The organism is Pseudomonas sp. SZ40 (genome assembly GCF_052958135.1).
The window spans coordinates 1-16,212 of record NZ_JBQWIF010000062.1; the positions used below are offsets into that span (position 1 = coordinate 1).

General features: G+C 61.2%; 17 protein-coding genes and 1 pseudogene. 7 read left to right on the forward strand and 11 right to left on the reverse strand.

All coding sequences use genetic code 11. The features are described 5' to 3' along the window. Positions 1-243 precede the first annotated feature (243 nt). From ACT9T4_RS25790 to arsC, 3 genes are read right to left on the reverse strand one after another with little or no spacing between them, the layout of a single operon-like run. A complete protein-coding gene (locus tag ACT9T4_RS25790) occupies positions 244-654 on the reverse strand; it encodes a DUF2069 domain-containing protein (protein WP_042552063.1) in 411 nt (136 codons plus the stop codon). Continuing rightward, a complete protein-coding gene (wrbA, locus tag ACT9T4_RS25795; RefSeq protein ID WP_179538729.1) occupies positions 638-1,252 on the reverse strand; it encodes an NAD(P)H:quinone oxidoreductase in 615 nt (204 codons plus the stop codon). The genes ACT9T4_RS25790 and wrbA overlap by 17 nt, the downstream gene beginning before the upstream one ends. Further along, positions 1,249-1,602 carry an arsenate reductase (glutaredoxin) gene (arsC, locus tag ACT9T4_RS25800; RefSeq protein WP_042551885.1) on the reverse strand — a complete coding sequence of 118 codons (354 nt, stop codon included), beginning with the start codon at positions 1,600-1,602 and terminating at the stop codon, positions 1,249-1,251. Before arsC ends, wrbA begins: the two co-directional genes overlap by 4 nt. Before the next feature lie 277 nt (positions 1,603-1,879). Here arsC and ACT9T4_RS25805 point away from each other — a divergent pair, with 277 nt between their 5' ends. Beyond that, the gene (locus ACT9T4_RS25805) at positions 1,880-3,109 is read left to right on the forward strand and encodes a YihY family inner membrane protein (RefSeq protein ID WP_499119698.1); all 1,230 of its coding nucleotides are present in this window, start codon (positions 1,880-1,882) and stop codon (positions 3,107-3,109) included. Positions 3,110-3,461: 352 nt separating this feature from the next. On the opposite strand, the gene ACT9T4_RS25810 is transcribed toward ACT9T4_RS25805, so the two are convergent. Together ACT9T4_RS25810 and ACT9T4_RS25815 are read right to left on the reverse strand one after the other, a co-directional pair. Continuing rightward, positions 3,462-3,860 (reverse strand): hypothetical protein, encoded by a 399-nt coding sequence (locus ACT9T4_RS25810; RefSeq protein WP_179538726.1) that lies wholly within the window; start codon positions 3,858-3,860, stop codon positions 3,462-3,464. A gap of 104 nt (positions 3,861-3,964) precedes the next feature. Further along, positions 3,965-5,362, reverse strand: a complete 1,398-nt coding sequence (locus ACT9T4_RS25815) for a cyclic-di-GMP receptor FimW-related protein (protein WP_499119700.1) — start codon at positions 5,360-5,362, stop codon at positions 3,965-3,967. Positions 5,363-5,392: 30 nt separating this feature from the next. Between ACT9T4_RS25815 and ACT9T4_RS25820 the strand changes: the two genes are divergently transcribed. Then, a complete protein-coding gene (locus ACT9T4_RS25820; protein ID WP_042551881.1) occupies positions 5,393-5,872 on the forward strand; it encodes a TlpA disulfide reductase family protein in 480 nt (159 codons plus the stop codon). 19 nt (positions 5,873-5,891) lie between these two features. Further along, positions 5,892-6,152, forward strand: coding sequence for an acylphosphatase (locus tag ACT9T4_RS25825; RefSeq protein ID WP_179540092.1), 261 nt, complete (start codon positions 5,892-5,894; stop codon positions 6,150-6,152). A 4-nt stretch (positions 6,153-6,156) separates the two neighbouring features. Here ACT9T4_RS25825 and ACT9T4_RS25830 read toward each other — a convergent pair whose 3' ends face one another. From ACT9T4_RS25830 to ACT9T4_RS25840, 3 genes are all read right to left on the reverse strand, one after another. Next, a complete protein-coding gene (locus tag ACT9T4_RS25830) occupies positions 6,157-7,110 on the reverse strand; it encodes a hypothetical protein (RefSeq protein WP_042551879.1) in 954 nt (317 codons plus the stop codon). A gap of 17 nt (positions 7,111-7,127) precedes the next feature. After that, positions 7,128-8,843, reverse strand: a complete 1,716-nt coding sequence (locus ACT9T4_RS25835) for a proline--tRNA ligase (RefSeq protein ID WP_499119703.1) — start codon at positions 8,841-8,843, stop codon at positions 7,128-7,130. 297 nt (positions 8,844-9,140) lie between these two features. Beyond that, positions 9,141-10,427, reverse strand: coding sequence for an OprD family porin (locus ACT9T4_RS25840; RefSeq protein ID WP_499119705.1), 1,287 nt, complete (start codon positions 10,425-10,427; stop codon positions 9,141-9,143). Between the two features lie 675 nt (positions 10,428-11,102). On the opposite strand from ACT9T4_RS25840, the gene ACT9T4_RS25845 reads away from it, so the two are divergent. Together ACT9T4_RS25845 and ACT9T4_RS25850 are read left to right on the forward strand one after the other, a co-directional pair. After that, entirely contained in the window at positions 11,103-11,528 is a 426-nt protein-coding gene (locus ACT9T4_RS25845) for an HIT family protein (RefSeq protein ID WP_042551876.1), read from the forward strand. Beyond that, on the forward strand, positions 11,529-11,735 hold the full coding sequence (locus tag ACT9T4_RS25850) for a SlyX family protein (RefSeq protein ID WP_042551875.1): 207 nt from the start codon (positions 11,529-11,531) through the stop codon (positions 11,733-11,735). 59 nt (positions 11,736-11,794) lie between these two features. Here ACT9T4_RS25850 and ACT9T4_RS25855 read toward each other — a convergent pair whose 3' ends face one another. The 3 genes and pseudogenes from ACT9T4_RS25855 to ACT9T4_RS25865 all read right to left on the reverse strand — a co-directional run bounded on the left by ACT9T4_RS25855 (position 11,795) and on the right by ACT9T4_RS25865 (position 13,121). Then, on the reverse strand, positions 11,795-12,019 hold the full coding sequence (locus ACT9T4_RS25855; protein ID WP_165496028.1) for a cold-shock protein: 225 nt from the start codon (positions 12,017-12,019) through the stop codon (positions 11,795-11,797). Positions 12,020-12,076: 57 nt separating this feature from the next. After that, positions 12,077-12,397: pseudogene (locus ACT9T4_RS25860) on the reverse strand (cold shock domain-containing protein membrane protein); the annotation flags it as partial. A 253-nt stretch (positions 12,398-12,650) separates the two neighbouring features. After that, on the reverse strand, positions 12,651-13,121 hold the full coding sequence (locus tag ACT9T4_RS25865; RefSeq protein ID WP_042551873.1) for a Dps family protein: 471 nt from the start codon (positions 13,119-13,121) through the stop codon (positions 12,651-12,653). 306 nt (positions 13,122-13,427) lie between these two features. On the opposite strand from ACT9T4_RS25865, the gene aspS reads away from it, so the two are divergent. Beyond that, positions 13,428-15,203 (forward strand): aspartate--tRNA ligase, encoded by a 1,776-nt coding sequence (aspS, locus tag ACT9T4_RS25870; protein ID WP_042551872.1) that lies wholly within the window; start codon positions 13,428-13,430, stop codon positions 15,201-15,203. 74 nt (positions 15,204-15,277) lie between these two features. Beyond that, positions 15,278-16,027: a YebC/PmpR family DNA-binding transcriptional regulator gene (locus ACT9T4_RS25875; RefSeq protein WP_042551871.1), complete on the forward strand. Its 750-nt coding sequence runs from the start codon at positions 15,278-15,280 to the stop codon at positions 16,025-16,027. Positions 16,028-16,212 lie beyond the last annotated feature (185 nt).

Below are 16,212 nucleotides of genomic sequence, written 5' to 3' on the forward strand. Positions count from 1 at the left end.
TAGGAGCCCGCTTGCGGGCGATGCGATTGCAGGTATCCAGCCGAATCCGTGGCGTGCTGAGCAATCGCCAGCAAGCCGGCTCCTACGGGCTGCATCGGTGCCAGCCACGTAGGAGCCCGCTTGCGGGCGATGCGATTGCAGGTATCCAGCCGAGTCCGTGGCGTGCTGACCATATCGCCGGCAAGCCGGCTCCTACAGGGCTGCATTGATACCAGTCACATAGGAGCCCGCTTGCGGGCGATTCTATTCCCCGGCAGCGCCGATGCGCTGGTACTGCGCGCACCAGCGGGTGTAGAACAGCGCGCTGGTGAACAGGCTCAGGCTGAGGATGATTTCCAGCCAGCCGAACAGTTGCTTGGACGGGTCGAAGGCCGCAAGCACGCCCTGGATGAAATACAGGTTGACCACGAAGCAGGCCCAGGAATGCGTTCGCGGATGACCGCCGATGATGCCTGGTGCAAGCAGCAGCAATGGCAGCATCTGGAATGCCAGCACCGCCCACAACAGCGAACTGGGCACCGCTGCGTAACCCAGGTTCCAGATCAGCAGCAGCGCCGCCAGCCCCAGAAAGCTGGCCAGGCTCAGGTAGCGGCACAGGCGCAGGCGCGGCAGCAGCCAGTCGATGCTGGGAAGTGGCTTAGCGGTTCTGCCCACGGTCATTTCCCAGTGTGGCGGCGATGCTCGCCAGGCGTTGGCCCAAGGCGCGGCACAGGGTGATTTCATGCTCGTCCAGCGCACGCTTGCCGTCGGCGCCTGCGTGATGGCTGGCGCCATAGGGCGTGCCGCCGCCGCGCGTCTCGACCAAGGCCGACTCGCTATACGGCAGGCCGGTGATCAGCATGCCGTGGTGCAGCAGCGGCAGCAGCATCGACAGCAGCGTGCTCTCCTGGCCACCATGCAGGCTGGCGGTGGAGGTGAATACGCCGGCTGGTTTGCCGACCAGGCTGCCGGTCAGCCACAGGTTGCTGGTGCCGTCGAGGAAGTACTTCAGCGGTGCGGCCATGTTGCCGAAGCGGGTTGGGCTGCCCAGGGCCAGGCCAGCGCAATTCTTCAAGTCGTCGAGGCTGGCGTAGGGCGCGCCCTCGGCCGGAATGGCAGCGCTGACCGCTTCGCACTCGGCAGATACGGCGGGGACGGTGCGCAAGCGCGCCTCCATGCCTTGCATCTCCACGCCTCGGGCGATGTGGCGAGCCATCTCGGCAGTGGCGCCATGCCGGCTGTAATACAGCACGAGGATGTAGTCATTGCTCATGGCAGCAGGTCCAGGACGTTCTCGGGAGGGCGGCCGATCACGGCGCGGTCGCCGGCGATCAGGATCGGTCGTTCGATCAGGCGCGGGTGAGCGGCCATGGCCTCGAGCAGCTGCGCTTCGCTGAGGGTTTCGTCCGCCAGATTCAGTTCGCGGTACTCGTCTTCGCCGCTGCGCAGCAGTTGCCGCGCCGGGATGCCCAGCTTGGCCAGCACATCGCGCAACTGCGTGGCGCTGGGAGGCGTATCCAGATACAGCAGCACCGTCGGTTGCACACCGCGCTCTTCGAGCAGTTGCAACGCTCCGCGAGATTTGGAGCAGCGCGGGTTATGGTAGAGCGTCAGGTCGGTCATGAGAGGGTCGCTTCTGGCGGCAGGTGAACGCTATTCTAACCACGTAGGCGCCCTGCGCTGAACCGGGTGCGTCAATGGATCCGAACCTAAGTGCGCGCTCAGCGTCTGTTATGCGTCGGCTGCATCGCCCTTGCCCGATTTCGGCGTGGTTTCAGGGGCTTCGGCCTCAACGCTACCCGGCTTTTCGATTCACTGGCGCAGCGTACTGACGCCGTGCTGAGCGTGATGTCTGCAGGGCGGTAGTTCGCGAGATATGGATCGGTTCCGAGAGGTAGGTATGCAGCAACTTTTGCGCGACTGGTGGGAGTTCGTGCGATTTCTCTGGCATCGGTTTTTCGAAAACCGCGGTGCCGACAATGCCGCCGCACTGACTTACACCACGCTGTTCGCTGTGGTGCCGATGATGACGGTCACCTTTGCCATGCTGTCTGCGGTTCCCGCTTTCCAGGGCAGTGGCGAGCAGATCCAGGCGTTCATATTCCACAACTTCGTGCCCTCGGCGGGTGAGGCGCTGCAGGAATACCTGAGCGATTTCACCACTCAGGCACGTCAACTGACCTGGATCGGCGTCGCGGTACTGGCGGTGACGGCGTTCTGGATGCTGGTGACTATCGAGCGTACCTTCAACACCATCTGGCGGGTTCGGCAGCCGCGCCGGGGTATTTCGACCTTCCTGCTGTACTGGGCGATTCTCAGTCTCGGGCCTATGCTGCTCGGCGCCGGTTTTGCCGTCAGCACCTACATCGCCTCGCTTTCGCTGCTCAGCGGGCCGGATGCGGTCGTCGGTGCCAAGACTTTGCTGCGTTTCACGCCACTGCTATTCAGTGTCGCAGCGTTCACGTTGCTCTACGCCGCTGTACCCAATGCGCGAGTGCCCCTGCGGCATGCGTTCTGGGGTGGCCTCTTCACGGCGATATTGCTGGAGCTTGCCAAGGCACTTTTCGGCATCTACGTGCGCCTGTTTCCAGGCTACCAATTGATCTACGGGGCGTTCGCTACGGTGCCGCTGTTTCTGTTGTGGATCTACATGTCCTGGCTGATCGTGCTCGTCGGCGCCGAACTGGTGTGCAACCTCGGCGTATCCCACCACTGGCGCAAGCAGGCGATGCCTCGCGTGCTGGTGTTGCTGGGTATTCTGCGGGTCTTCCAGGCGCGGCAGCGTACGGGGCTGAAGGTGCGTCACCGTGATGTGCAGCGGCAGGGCTGGCTGTTGCCTGGGCATGAATGGGAGGAGGTGTTGAGCTTTCTGGAGAGCCAGCGTCTGGTTGCCTGTACGGGCGGAGACAGCTGGATGCTCTGTCGCGATCTTGGCCACTACTCGTTGCAGCAGTTGCTGGAACGTAGTCCCTGGCCGCTGCCGCATCTCAATCAGTTGCCGGCAGAGCTGGACGAGCCCTGGTATCCCGCGTTGCGCCAGGCGCTGCAGCGTCTGCACGAGGAGCAGACGCTGCTGTTCGGTGACAGCCTGGCGCACTGGCTCGAAGGCGACGGAGGTGACAAAAAATGACAGATTGCGCGTTAGTTGCGCGCCCATTCTGGCAGGGGGCGGTGGCGAAACTCGGTGAAGTCCTGTCGTGTCGACGTTTAACTGGCGTCAGCACAATGGCATGATTCTGGCTAAGTGCCATACTCAATAGGTTGTCGATAGCCGGGTCGGGAATGCATGCCATGAGTAACGCCACAGAGAAGGTCGTCATGCTTCATCCGCGAGATAGCAGGGCCGCGCTGGAGAGCCTGAATCGCATCACCGGGCTCACGTTCAGCCGCTGGCCCGAGTCTCTCGTTTGCAACGCGCGAATGGGGGCGCCAACGGCGGCACCTTCGAGCCCCGCAGAGCCAGGCGCCGATGCACCCGCCAGTCAGGCGTTCGCCTGATTTCCTTGCGTTTGCGCTATCGCCGGCTCGACGGCTTGGACGAATAGCTCTTCGACCTTCACCTCGATTCGCGGCAATGCCGTGCGCAGGCGAATCTGCATGTCCTCGATGCGCTGCGAAACGGCCAGGCGCGCGATGCCTGACAGAAGGATTCTGTCCTGGGCGCCCACCTTGGCATGATCCAGATTCACCGAGCGCAGCTGGCCACCGTCGCGGTAGCTGACCTGCAGCGAGACCAGGCTGTTGGCTTGACCTGGCAGGTGCAACCAGGCAGCGATGTTGAATTCGGCCACCCGGCCTTCGTAAGCGGTGAGTTGCAAGTGCGCACCCTCGATGAGGTGCGCCGGTACGTGGCCGATCAGCGTGTCGTGAGCGTTGGGCATGGGGCTTTCCCTGGCTGCAAAAGGACGTCAGCGCGAAAGTATAAAGAGCTGACCTGTTGCAAGACTGTGCGCCAGGCCGGCGTTCGGTGTGACCTGTCTCTCATTTATGGCAGTTCGAGCGGGTGGCGGCTAACCGTGGCGCTGGCCAGATTGCAGGGTGGCAGTTGCAGTTGGTTCTGGCTGACCGCGTTGGGTAGCTGCAGCCAGAGATTCTCTTCGTCGGCGAACTGGTTGCGTGGCACCCACAGGCCGTGGTGCCAGCCGTTGCTGGGCTTTGGTGTGCTCTGCAGGATGCCGAGGTGGGGCTGGCTGCTGGGTGTGCGCCTGAGCCAGGTCGGTTGCGCCAGCCCCTTGAGGTAGCGCAGGCCGAGATGCAGGCCCTCGGCATTCAGGTGCCGCCAGCAGACCAGCGCGAGGACGTCGCTCTCGGCGATCAGCAGCACCAGCTGGCCGATGGGCAATGTGCTCGCTGCCTGGGCGGAGCAGAGCAGGCGCGCGCCGCCGGGGCCGACATCGAGGATCTGCCCCGGCGTGCATTGCGGACGTTGCTCGAGCAGTTGCGCATGAATGGCCGGTACGCCAATCGCCAGCCGGCAATCGCTTTGCTGCGGTGTACGCAGGTGGCGGCGTTGATTGTTGCCGTACCAGTGCTGTTGTACCCGTTCGAGCAGCTCACGCTCGGCGCTGCTCTGCAAGGGTGCAGGCTCGCTCAGCGCCACCTGCAGTGCGCCCAGTTCCAGGCGACGCAGCGTATCCGAGCCGGCTTCCGGTCGTTGCAGATAGGTCAGGCAGGGCTGGGCGCGAGCCAGATCGATCAGCGCGCCTTCGGATTTGTCCTCCACATCCCAGTGCAACAGCCGGGCGGTCGCTGCCAGCGGTGCCAGGGCCGCGAACAGTCGCTCGCTTTCTTCGGGAAGCAGGTGGGGCGGATTGCTCAGGGCCAGCAACAGCATTTGCTGGTAGAGGCCGCGCAACGTATCGGCAGGCGTTGGCAGGAAGGCTGCCGCCACTGGTTCGTCGAGGCAGTCCTGCTGCTCGCCGAGCCAGTACAACAGGTGGCTGTCGCGCCACAGTTCGGCGGCGGGCTCGCGGTACTGCTGATAGTTGCGCAGCAGCGTCTGGGCAATGAAGTGCTGGGCCATGTACAGGCACCAGGCCAGGTGAGGGCGAGACGGCTTGTGCCCCTGGAATATTTGCAGCAACAGGCGCTTGAAGCCGATGGCCAGCTCGCTGCACAGCGCAAGCAACTGCACCGAAGGCACGCCGTGTTCGGCGGCGCTGTAATGACGATATTCATCGCTGAAATTTTGCAGCGTGCGCTGCCTTTCGAGTAAGGTCATTGCACTGCGATTGAGGCGTGCGAGCAATGCTTGCGTCTCCTGCAGTCCGGCTTGCACGGGCTGCTGGCGAGCCGCGTCGAGCCGCTCGGCCAGTTCGGCCTGGGTAGTCGATTTGGTCTGCTGCGCGTCGGGTACGTCGAGCTGCAAGGCATCCAGTGTCATAGCAACCCTACCGGTATGAGGACCGTTTCCATGGTAAAGCGACTCCAGTCAGTCATTCGGATCATGATGGTGCTCGTCGCCGGATTGGCGCTGGCGGGATGCGGGGATGACTTCGGTGTCGACCAGCATGGGCGAAAGGTAGCGGCTGAGCGCCTTGAAGGCCAGTGGTTGGTCATCAATTATTGGGCTGAATGGTGCGGCCCCTGCCGTTCCGAGATCCCCGAGCTGAATGCGCTGAGCCCGGAGCTGGAGAAACAGGCGGTAAGTGTGTTCGGTGTCAACTTCGATGGCTTGCAGGGTGATGAGCTCACCCGTGCCGCCGAGGCGCTGGGCATCGAGTTCACCGTGCTGGCCAAGGACCCCGCCGAGCGTTACGGATTGCCACCCAGTGATGCACTGCCGGTGACCTATATCGTCGACGACAAGGGTAAGGTGCGCGAGCGGTTGCTTGGCGAGCAGAATGCCGAGGGGCTCAAGGCGCGCCTCGCTGCATTGCGTCAGGAAGGGTAGAGCGGTGACCGGTTCGAGTATGCACGGCCATGTGACGGGGCGCGTTCAAGGCGTTGGTTTTCGCCAGGACACCGCGGCCGAGGCCGTCCGTCTGGGGCTGTGTGGGTGGGTGCGTAACCTCGGTGATGGCCGGGTCGGAGTGTCCTTCGAAGGCGATCCGGCTGCTGTTCGCGCGTTGGCGAGCTGGCTGAAAAGTGGGCCACCGCAGGCCAGGGTGACCGAGCTCGAGCTGCAGGAGCAGCCCTGGCAAGGGCACACGGATTTCGTCGTGCGCCGGTGAGTGCTTAATCTTCGCCGGGATCGGCGACCAGCCGTCCTGCATCATCGGTCAGCGACTTGAGAAACGCCGCCTGCAGTTCTGGGTCGTTGCGCGTCAGTTCGATCAGGCTCTGTTCGAGCTCGCTGGCTTCTTCTTCGAGGCCCAGTTCGGACAGGCGCTTGACCCGATGTACCCACTGCTCGACTTCCGCGCCTTCGAGATCGTCATAGATCAGGTCATGGGCCTCGCGCAGCTTGCCGCGCAGGGTTCGGCTGACCAGCAACGTGGCTTCGGCACTGGTCGAGTCCTGATCGTCGTTGACCGTCAGCAGCAGCGTGCCGATACGGGCGATGTCCTGATCGGCGAAGGGGCCGTCGAGCAGGTTCAGGCGCAGCACGCCGTTGCGATCGGTCAGTAGTTCGTGGGTCTGGTCGCCGGCCTTGATCAGCACCGGCCGCTCGGCCCACGGCAAACTGGAGTATTCGGTACGGGTGTCCTGACGTTTTTCATCGATACCGGCCAGGTTCTGTTGCGAGCGGCCGTTGGACTCGACGTTCATGAACGGATTGATACCCGCCACGCCGTAGCTGATCCAGTCCTTGGTCGCTGTATCCGGCAAGCGCCCGAGGGCCACCACGTTGAGCACGTTGGCGCCAACGCCGCCAACGATGGCCACCGCGCCCAGCGGCACCTCGTAGATTTCGCGCCAGGGCTGATACGGCGTGTAGCGATCGTAGTGGCGCGTGACCTCGAAGGGCGTCACCTCGAAGACCTTCTGCTCGTGCACCCGCACACGACGCTGCGGCAGCTCCAGGACCTGAGGCTGGCCGACGTCGATCTGCAGGCTGTGGCTCAACAGTTTGCGCTCGATGCGCTCCTCGTGCTCGCTGCGCTGTGGCAAATGATTGGCACAGCCAGTGAGGAGCAGGGCGCCACAGGTAGTGGCGCCGACGAGGCGTAAGGTGCTTCGCTTGAACATGACGGCTCTTTGGCGGGTCAGCGACGGATACGGTTCTGGATGAACGACAGGACATCGGCAACGGCAACCGGCTGAGCCTCGGTTTCCACGCGGCTCTTGTATTCCAGATTGCCTTCGGCGAGACCGCGGTCGCTGACCACGATGCGATGCGGGATGCCGATCAATTCCATGTCCGCGAATTTGATGCCCGGACTGGTCTTTTTGTCACGGTCGTCGAGCAATACGTCAAAGCCGGCAGCGGTAAGCTCCGCATACAGCGTGTCAGTCGCCTCACGCACCGCGTCGGTCTCGTAACGCAGCGGCACCAAAGCGATCTGGAAGGGCGCCAGGGTGTCGTTCCAGATGATGCCGCGCTCGTCGGAGTTCTGTTCGATGGCAGCTGCCACCACGCGGGAAACACCGATGCCGTAGCAGCCCATGCTCAGGGTGACCGGCTTGCCGTTCTCGCCCAGCACCTGGCAGTTCATCGATTCGCTGTATTTGCTGCCCAGCTGGAAGATGTGCCCGACTTCGATGCCACGCTTGATTTCCAGGGTGCCCTGGCCGTCCGGGCTCGGGTCGCCGGCCACCACGTTGCGCAGGTCGGCAACGGTCGGCACGGGCAGGTCGCGCTCCCAGTTGACGCCGAAATAGTGCTTGTCGTCGATGTTGGCACCGATGGCGAAATCGCTCATCAGCTCTACCGAGCGGTCGATGATGATCGGCAGCGGCAGATTCAGTGGGCCCAGAGAACCGGCGCCAGCACCGATGGCGGCACGCAGTTCGGCATCCGAAGCCATTACCAGCGGGCTGGCGACGCCCGGCTGGTTGCCTGCCTTGATCTCGTTCAGCTCGTGGTCGCCACGGATGATCAGCGCGATCAGCTTGCCTTCTTCTTCGGCGTGCACGATCAGCGTCTTGATGGTGCGCTCGATGGGCAGATCGAAGCCATCCACCAGTTGCTGAATGGTTTTCGCGTTTGGCGTGTCGACCAGGCGCAGTTCTTCAGCGGCTGCCGGGCGAGTGGTCTCGCGTGGAATCGCTTCGGCCTTTTCGATGTTGGCAGCGTAGTCGGAGACATTGCTGAACACGATGTCATCTTCGCCGGAGTCGGCCAGCACGTGGAACTCGTGGGAACCGGCGCCACCGATCGAGCCGTTGTCGGCCACTACCGGGCGGAAGTTCAGGCCCAGGCGGGTGAAGACATTGCAGTAGGCCTGGTGCATGCGGTCGTAGGTCTGCTGCAGGGAAGCCTGGTCGGCGTGGAAGGAGTAGGCGTCCTTCATGATGAACTCACGGCCACGCATCAAGCCGAAGCGCGGGCGGATTTCATCGCGGAATTTGGTCTGGATCTGGTACAGGTTCAACGGCAACTGCTTGTAGCTGTTCAGCTCGTTGCGGGCCAGGTCGGTGATGACCTCTTCGTGGGTTGGGCCAACGCAGAACTCGCGGTCATGGCGATCCTTCACGCGCAGCAGTTCCGGGCCGTACTGCACCCAGCGACCGGACTCCTGCCACAGTTCGGCAGGCTGAATGGCGGGCATCAACACTTCCAGGGCACCGGCAGCGTCCATCTCTTCACGCACGATCTTCTCTACCTTGCGCAGGGTGCGCAGGCCCATCGGCAGCCAGGTATAGAGACCGGAGGCGAGCTTGCGGATCATCCCGGCGCGCAGCATCAGCTGGTGGCTGATGACGACAGCATCGGAAGGCGTTTCTTTGAGGGTCGAAAGCAGGAACTGACTGGTACGCATGATGGGCCGTTCTGTCGGTTGCAAAGGGGATTTTTATGGCTCGGCATTGTACGGCGACAGCTCTGTGGCGTACAGGACGCAGAATACCCGTGAGGGATGGGAGTCAGGCTTGTGCGTCAAGGCGGGGCGTCACGTCTGCTCGGGCATTCCATATTGGTGCGCTTGTGGGCGTCTGGAGTCGATCTCTGGCTGGTTCAATGTGCTGTTCTTGGCTGACTCGCCTCGAGGGCTTCTTTCAGTCAATAAAAAACCCGGCCGAAGCCGGGTTTTCTGAACCGTTATCAGGCTTGCGCGAGATTACAGAACGCTGAGCGGGTAGTTCACGTAGAAGCGGACTTCGTTGGTGTCATCGATGTTGATGTCACTAACTGCCGAGTTGGCACGCAGCAGCGAAGCACGCAGGCGGAAGGAAAGATCCTTGGCTGCACCATTCTGTACGGTGTATGCCACCTGGTTGAAGAACTCGTGCTCTTTACCGTTGGTATTTGTGACGTCGCCAGCGGCATTGCGGGAGGTGATGTTGTCAGCCCAGATGTAAGCGGTTTTGAAGGCCAGACCTGGAACACCGTACGACGCGAAGTTGATGTCGTAGCTGGCCTGCCAGGAACGCTCGTCTTCAAGGTTGAAGTCGGACAGGAAGCTGTTAGCTACGAAAATTGCGCCGCCGCCGTCGCCGCTGCCATACAGGAAGCCTTGGCTGCCGGTGTTGCGCTGGTGAGCGATAGTGAAGGCATGAGCGCCAATGCTGTACTTGGCTGCCAGGCTCCAGATGGTGTTGTCACCGCCACCAATCTGGCGATTGTAGTCGCTGTTGTAGACGTTGAAATCGAAGCCCAGAGATTGTTCTTCGGTCAGCGGCAGGTTGTAGTTCAGGTTCGCATATTTACGCTTGTACTGATCTTCCAAATCGCTGTAGTACAGAGCGGCGCTGAAATCATCAGTGAACGTATAAGATCCGCCGACAACGTCGATGGATTTCAGTACGCCTGGATTGTTCGGGCTGCCGCCGCTGTCACGTCCAGATTGATTCATTGCGTTGTAGGCGGTGAAGCGACCTGCGTTCAGCTCAAGACCTTCGATCTCGGTGCTGGTGATCATGGTGCCTTCGAAGGTTTCCGGCAGCAGGCGGCCGTCATCGTAGGCAAGTACCGGCAGTGCCGGCATTTGCGAACCGTAGGTCAGGACGGTGTTGGAGACGCGAGCTTTGACCGCAGCGTTCGCAATGGTCAGATCTTTGCCTTCGTTCCTCGGGAACATACCAACGCCGCGGCGGCCACTACCGGTATCCAGCTGCCACAGGGTGCCAGCATAGGCGTTAACGCCAAAACCTACGGTGCCTTGAGTGAAGCCGGATTCGAACAGAGCACGGGCGCTGGCGCCCCACTCTTCGGAGTAACCGTTGCCTTGGGTACCGCGAGAAGCGCCGTTCCGAGCATCACGGTTGTAGTACATGCTGCGCGCAAGGAGCGACAGGCTGCTGTCTTCGACGAAACCCTTGGATTCGGACTGGTCCGAAGCCACTGCCATTTGAGAGGTACCCGCGGCTACTGCCAGGGCGATTACGCTCCACTTCATCACTCGCATCGTGATTTGCTCCTTTGGTTTAGAAGAGTAGTTCCACTGCTCAGTTGGTTGTTATGGAGAGCAGCTCTATTTCTTTTTGTGTCGGATGGAACTTATAGCACGGCGCTTTGTATGGCGATAGTTTCAATCTATCCACTGGTCGCACTCCTCTGCTTTTGTCGCAAAGCGGCTAGGAGGTACGTCGCAATCTCAAGCATCTCCACTCGTGCAGCACCTGCCGACTATTTTTCAGCTCTTGATCAGGCGCGGTGACGTTACCACGTTGCCCTGAACAGGAGCGTTGCAGGCTTTAAAGCAAGACTCGTGCTCAAATTGCCCATGCCGCCGAATAAATAGGCCAGTGCGTCTAAATAGGTCGTTTTGCGGAATGAAAATACAAATTTTCGACGTAAAGTTGTCATTTTCAGCGCAGTACTTAGGAAGCTTATTAGTAGGTGGGAATCTTTTAGTGGGTTTTCTTGATAATGAGTTTTAATTAAGGTCTCGGCTGTTCCAGCAATGTTTACTTTGGGAAACAATATGGTGCGTGTTGAAATTTTCTTGCGGGGGCTCTGCGACTTTTTGGTGCATCACTGCCAGGGTTAAATTTTCGCCAGATGACCGGTATGCTGGCCGCCCTTGTTTCGGTCGCCGACGCTCCTTCGGTGGCTACCTTTTACGTCGAGTGGTGAGTTGATGTTCGTTCTGGATTCACGCCTGCAGCAGGACACTTTCGTGCTCGGGGAGTTTCCCCTGAGCCGTCTGCTGCTTAGCAACGATGCGCGCTATCCGTGGTTCATTCTGGTTCCGCGCCGGGAGGATGTCAGCGAAGTGTTCCAGCTCGATGCCGATGATCAGCGTGCCCTGTGGGCGGAAACCGCGCTGCTTGCCGAGGTGCTGAAGGATGCCTTCAAGGCGGACAAGATCAATATCGCCACCCTCGGTAATGTGGTCAGTCAGTTGCACATGCACGTGATCGTGCGTTACCGCGGCGATGATGCCTGGCCCGCTCCCGTGTGGGGTCGCCACCCGGCGAAGCCTTACCAGCCGGAGCAGGTGTCCGCTCTGCGTGAGAGGCTGCGTTCGGTCATGCCGGGGCAGTTTCGTGCAGGGGATGCATGAATGAAGGTTCTGGAAGATCGCATTGTCGAACTGGAGAGCCGTCAGGCGTTTCAGGACGACACCATCCAGGCGCTCAACGATGCGCTCGTGGAGCAGCAAAAACTCATCGAGCGACTGCAACTGCACATGCAGGCGCTGGCCAAGCGGCAGGACGAGGTCAGCCCCTTCGGCAGTGCTCAGGATGAGGCGCCGCCGCCTCATTATTGAGTGCATGCCTCGAAAACCAAAAAGCCCGCATCGCTGCGGGCTTTTCTTTGTGCGGTGATTCAGCGTCGGGTCGGCAACGCCGCGATCACGTCTTCAGCCTGCAGGCCCTTGTCACGCTGCATCACGGAAAACTCGACGCGCTGGCCTTCGACCAGAACGCGATGGCCTTCGCCGCGAATGGCGCGGAAGTGCACGAAGATGTCCTCGCCCACATCGCGGGAGATGAAGCCGAAACCCTTGGAGGTGTTGAACCACTTGACCGTACCGGTCTCGCGATCACCCAGGTCCTGTGGTACGGAGGTTTTCTGTCTGTCGAAGCGCAGATTGGTCGCCAGATGCAGGGCGACAGCGATGGAAATGATCAGCAGGCTGAACAGAAGAGCTGGCTGCTCGGCGATCAAGGGCAGCGGTGCAAGCAGAATCAGTGCTTGCAGCAGTGTGCCGAGGATCAGCAGGGCGCACACCAGGTTTTGCAGTTGTTGACGCAGGTTGTTGTGCCAGATCGGGAACTGAGTGGCCAGTAGTAGATTGAGAAAGCCGAAGAGAGCCAGGCACAGGGCGTCCGCATGTTGCAGGAACGGCTGGGCGTGGTCGCTCAGGCTGGGTGTGGTGGATAACAGCAGGGCGGACAGCCCCACCAGCAGGTGGACGATTTTCAACATGTTTAACGCACTCACTTGATAAAGGATCACCAGGAAGAGCTGGCTCCACGCGATTTGCCGTGACGTAAGGGCGATGGAATAAACGAGAGGGCCAGCCTATGCGTCTTCCGAAGGCTCGGCATGACGGCACGGGGCGTATTTAACAGCAAAGGAGGGGGCTTCTCAAATCAGCGCTGCGATAGTGTGCGGTTGTTGCGCGAATATGGAGGCGGGAATGAATGATGGCCGCCAGAGTGGCGGCCATCAGGGGGGATCAGGAAGCCAGCAGGCTGCGCAGCATCCACGCGGTTTTCTCGTGAACCTGCATGCGCTGGGTCAGCAGGTCGGCGGTCGGCTCGTCGCTGACCTTGTCCAGCAGCGGGAAGATCCCGCGGGCGGTGCGCACCACCGCTTCCTGGCCCTGAACCAGCAGCTTGATCATCTCGTCGGCGCTCGGCACATTTTCCTCTTCCTTGATCGAGGACAGGCGGGCGTAGGCGGCGTAGGTGCCCGGCGCCGGGAAACCCAGGGCGCGGATACGCTCGGCGATGGCGTCGACAGCCAGCGCCAGTTCGGTGTACTGACCTTCGAACATCAGGTGCAGGGTGTTGAACATCGGCCCGGTAACGTTCCAGTGGAAGTTGTGGGTTTTCAGGTACAGGGTGTAGGTGTCGGCCAGCAGGCGCGACAGACCTTCGGCGATGGAGGCGCGATCCTGTTCAGCGATTCCGATGTTGATTTCCATGGATTTTTCTCCTGTTGGTGGTAATGGGGCGCTTAGCCTTGCAGATGGGCAGAGCCTATCATGGTGAACCCGAGTGACCATGTGCTTTGTATCAATGGCAGCGATCAGCGAAAACTATGCGTGACGTCGATGGATGCTTGCTCGGCTGCGCGGTGCTGCTTAACCATATATAATCGGCTGCTTTGCTGCAGCGACAGACCGTCTGGCTTGTCCGTGCCAATCCGCGCAATGCTTAGCGCCGGATCGGACGAAAGACGCCGGCTCGCGGTTCAATGAATTTCAGACTCAAGAGAAGCGATTATCCCCATGATGCGCAGCCACTATTGCGGCCAGTTGAACGAAAGCCTGGAAGGCCAGGAAATCACCCTCTGCGGATGGGTTCACCGTCGCCGTGACCACGGTGGCGTGATCTTCCTCGACATCCGTGACCGTGAAGGCCTGGCTCAGGTGGTGTTCGACCCGGATCGCGCCGACACCTTCGCCAAGGCTGACCGCGTGCGCAGCGAATACGTGGTCAAGATCACCGGCAAGGTACGTCTGCGTCCGGCCGGAGCGGTCAACGCCAACATGGCCTCTGGCGCTATCGAAGTGCTCGGCTACGAGCTGGAGGTGCTGAACGAAGCGGAAACCCCGCCGTTCCCGCTCAACGAATACTCCGATGTCGGTGAAGAAACCCGCCTGCGCTATCGTTTCATCGACCTGCGCCGCCCGGAAATGGCCGAGAAGCTCAAGTTGCGTTCGCGCATCACCAGCAGCATCCGTCGCTACCTGGACGAGAACGGCTTCCTCGACGTGGAAACGCCGATCCTCACCCGCGCTACCCCGGAAGGTGCCCGTGACTACCTGGTGCCGAGCCGCACCCACGCCGGCAGCTTCTTCGCCCTGCCGCAGTCGCCCCAGCTGTTCAAGCAGTTGCTGATGGTTGCTGGCTTCGACCGCTACTACCAGATCGCCAAGTGCTTCCGCGATGAAGACCTGCGTGCCGACCGCCAGCCGGAATTCACCCAGATCGACATCGAAACCAGCTTCCTCGACGAAGCCGACATCATGCATCTCACCGAGACCATGATCCGCAACCTGTTCAAGGAAGTGCTGGGCGTCGAGTTCGCCGAGCTGCCGCACATGACCCTGGCCGAAGCCATGCGTCGTTTCGGCTCCGACAAGCCGGACCTGCGCATTCCGATGGAGCTGGTCGACGTTGCCGATCAGCTCAAGGATGTCGACTTCAAGGTCTTCTCCGGCCCGGCCAACGATCCGAAAGGCCGCGTTGCTGCGTTGCGCGTACCGGGCGGGGCGAGCATGCCGCGCAAGCAGATCGACGACTACACCAAGTTCGTCGGCAACTACGGTGCCAAGGGCCTGGCCTACATCAAGGTCAACGAGCGCGCCAACGGCGTCGAAGGTCTGCAGTCGCCGATCGTCAAGAACATCGCCGAGCCGAACCTCAACGTGATCCTCGACCGCGTTGGCGCTGTCGACGGTGACATCGTGTTCTTCGGGGCCGACAAGGCCAAGGTGGTTTGCGATGCGCTGGGCGCGCTGCGCATCAAGCTCGGCCATGACCTGAACCTGCTGACTGCCGAGTGGGCACCGCTGTGGGTCGTCGACTTCCCGATGTTCGAAGAGAACGACGACGGCAGCCTGACCGCCATGCACCACCCGTTCACGTCGCCGAAATGCTCGGCCGAAGAGCTCGAGGCCAACCCGGCCGCGGCCCTGTCCCGCGCCTACGACCTGGTGCTCAACGGTACCGAACTGGGTGGCGGTTCGATCCGTATCCATGACAAGGGCATGCAGCAGACCGTGTTCCGCGTGCTGGGCATCAGCGAAGACGAGCAGCAGGAGAAGTTCGGCTTCCTGCTCGACGCCCTCAAGTACGGTGCACCGCCCCATGGTGGTCTGGCCTTCGGCCTCGACCGCCTGGTGATGCTGATGACCGGTGCGAGCTCGATTCGCGAAGTCATCGCCTTCCCGAAAACCCAGAGCGCTGCCTGCGTCATGACCCAGGCGCCGGGTGTAGTGGACGGCAAATCGCTGCGCGAGCTGCACATTCGCCTTCGCGAACAACCCAAGGCGGAGTAAGCGCCAAGCGGTATGCCGAGCCCAGGGAAACCTGGGCTCGTTCATTGTGAAATCTGAAAAATCTGGAGTGGAATATGGCCGGTCATTCCAAATGGGCCAACATCAAGCACCGCAAGGGACGCCAGGACGCCAAGCGCGGCAAGATCTTCACCAAGCTCATCCGTGAGCTGACCGTCGCCGCCAAGCATGGCGGGCCGATCCCGGCGGACAATCCGCGCCTGCGCCTGGCCGTCGACAAGGCTCTGACCAACAACATGTCCCGCGACGTGATCGACCGTGCCATCGCCCGCGGTGCCGGTAACAACGAAGCCGACAACGTCGTCGAGTTCAGCTACGAAGGTTATGCGCCGAGCGGTGTGGCGATCATCGTCGAAGTGATGACCGACAACCGCAACCGCACCGCCGCCGAAGTGCGCCATGCGTTCACCAAGTGTGGCGGCAACCTGGGCACCGATGGCTCGGTGGCTTACATGTTCGAACGCAGAGGGCAGATCGGTTTCGCTTCCGGCGTCGATGAAGATGCGCTGATGGAAGCAGCGCTGGAAGCCGGCGCCGATGACGTGGAAATGGGCGATGACGGCGCTGCGCTGGTCTCGACCAGCTTCACCGAGTTCCATGCGGTGAACGAAGCGCTGAACGCTGCCGGCTTCAAGGGTGAAGAGGCGGATATCGCCATGATCCCGTCGATCAGCGCACCGATCACCGATCTGGAAACCGCGCAGAAGGTATTCAAGCTGATCGATATGCTCGAAGACCTGGACGACGTACAGAACGTCTACCACAACGCCGAAGTCTCCGACGAGATCATGGAACAGCTCGGCTGATTCCTGGCTGTGGCTGAAACCGGAGGTAGCCATCGGTACCTCCGGCTGCCTACCACGCTGCAGGAGTCGACTTGCCAATGAATCGATCTCGGCCGCGACACACCTGCTTGAATGTCGTAACCGCAATCGCCCGCAAGCGGGCTCCTACGACAGGTGTCTACCCAATCCATCTGCCGCGCAGAGGC

What these genes read in the sequence shown, in the direction of transcription:
- wrbA (WP_179538729.1), bottom strand. Translation starts at nt 1,252, where the DNA reads ATGAGCAATGACTACATCCTCGTGCTGTATTACAGCCGGCATGGCGCC.
- arsC (WP_042551885.1), bottom strand. Translation starts at nt 1,602, where the DNA reads ATGACCGACCTGACGCTCTACCATAACCCGCGCTGCTCCAAATCTCGC.
- ACT9T4_RS25805 (WP_499119698.1), top strand. Translation starts at nt 1,880, where the DNA reads ATGCAGCAACTTTTGCGCGACTGGTGGGAGTTCGTGCGATTTCTCTGG.
- ACT9T4_RS25810 (WP_179538726.1), bottom strand. Translation starts at nt 3,860, where the DNA reads ATGCCCAACGCTCACGACACGCTGATCGGCCACGTACCGGCGCACCTC.
- ACT9T4_RS25815 (WP_499119700.1), bottom strand. Translation starts at nt 5,362, where the DNA reads ATGACACTGGATGCCTTGCAGCTCGACGTACCCGACGCGCAGCAGACC.
- ACT9T4_RS25820 (WP_042551881.1), top strand. Translation starts at nt 5,393, where the DNA reads ATGGTAAAGCGACTCCAGTCAGTCATTCGGATCATGATGGTGCTCGTC.
- ACT9T4_RS25825 (WP_179540092.1), top strand. Translation starts at nt 5,892, where the DNA reads ATGCACGGCCATGTGACGGGGCGCGTTCAAGGCGTTGGTTTTCGCCAG.
- ACT9T4_RS25830 (WP_042551879.1), bottom strand. Translation starts at nt 7,110, where the DNA reads ATGTTCAAGCGAAGCACCTTACGCCTCGTCGGCGCCACTACCTGTGGC.
- ACT9T4_RS25835 (WP_499119703.1), bottom strand. Translation starts at nt 8,843, where the DNA reads ATGCGTACCAGTCAGTTCCTGCTTTCGACCCTCAAAGAAACGCCTTCC.
- ACT9T4_RS25840 (WP_499119705.1), bottom strand. Translation starts at nt 10,427, where the DNA reads ATGCGAGTGATGAAGTGGAGCGTAATCGCCCTGGCAGTAGCCGCGGGT.
- ACT9T4_RS25845 (WP_042551876.1), top strand. Translation starts at nt 11,103, where the DNA reads ATGTTCGTTCTGGATTCACGCCTGCAGCAGGACACTTTCGTGCTCGGG.
- ACT9T4_RS25850 (WP_042551875.1), top strand. Translation starts at nt 11,529, where the DNA reads ATGAAGGTTCTGGAAGATCGCATTGTCGAACTGGAGAGCCGTCAGGCG.
- ACT9T4_RS25865 (WP_042551873.1), bottom strand. Translation starts at nt 13,121, where the DNA reads ATGGAAATCAACATCGGAATCGCTGAACAGGATCGCGCCTCCATCGCC.
- aspS (WP_042551872.1), top strand. Translation starts at nt 13,428, where the DNA reads ATGATGCGCAGCCACTATTGCGGCCAGTTGAACGAAAGCCTGGAAGGC.
- ACT9T4_RS25875 (WP_042551871.1), top strand. Translation starts at nt 15,278, where the DNA reads ATGGCCGGTCATTCCAAATGGGCCAACATCAAGCACCGCAAGGGACGC.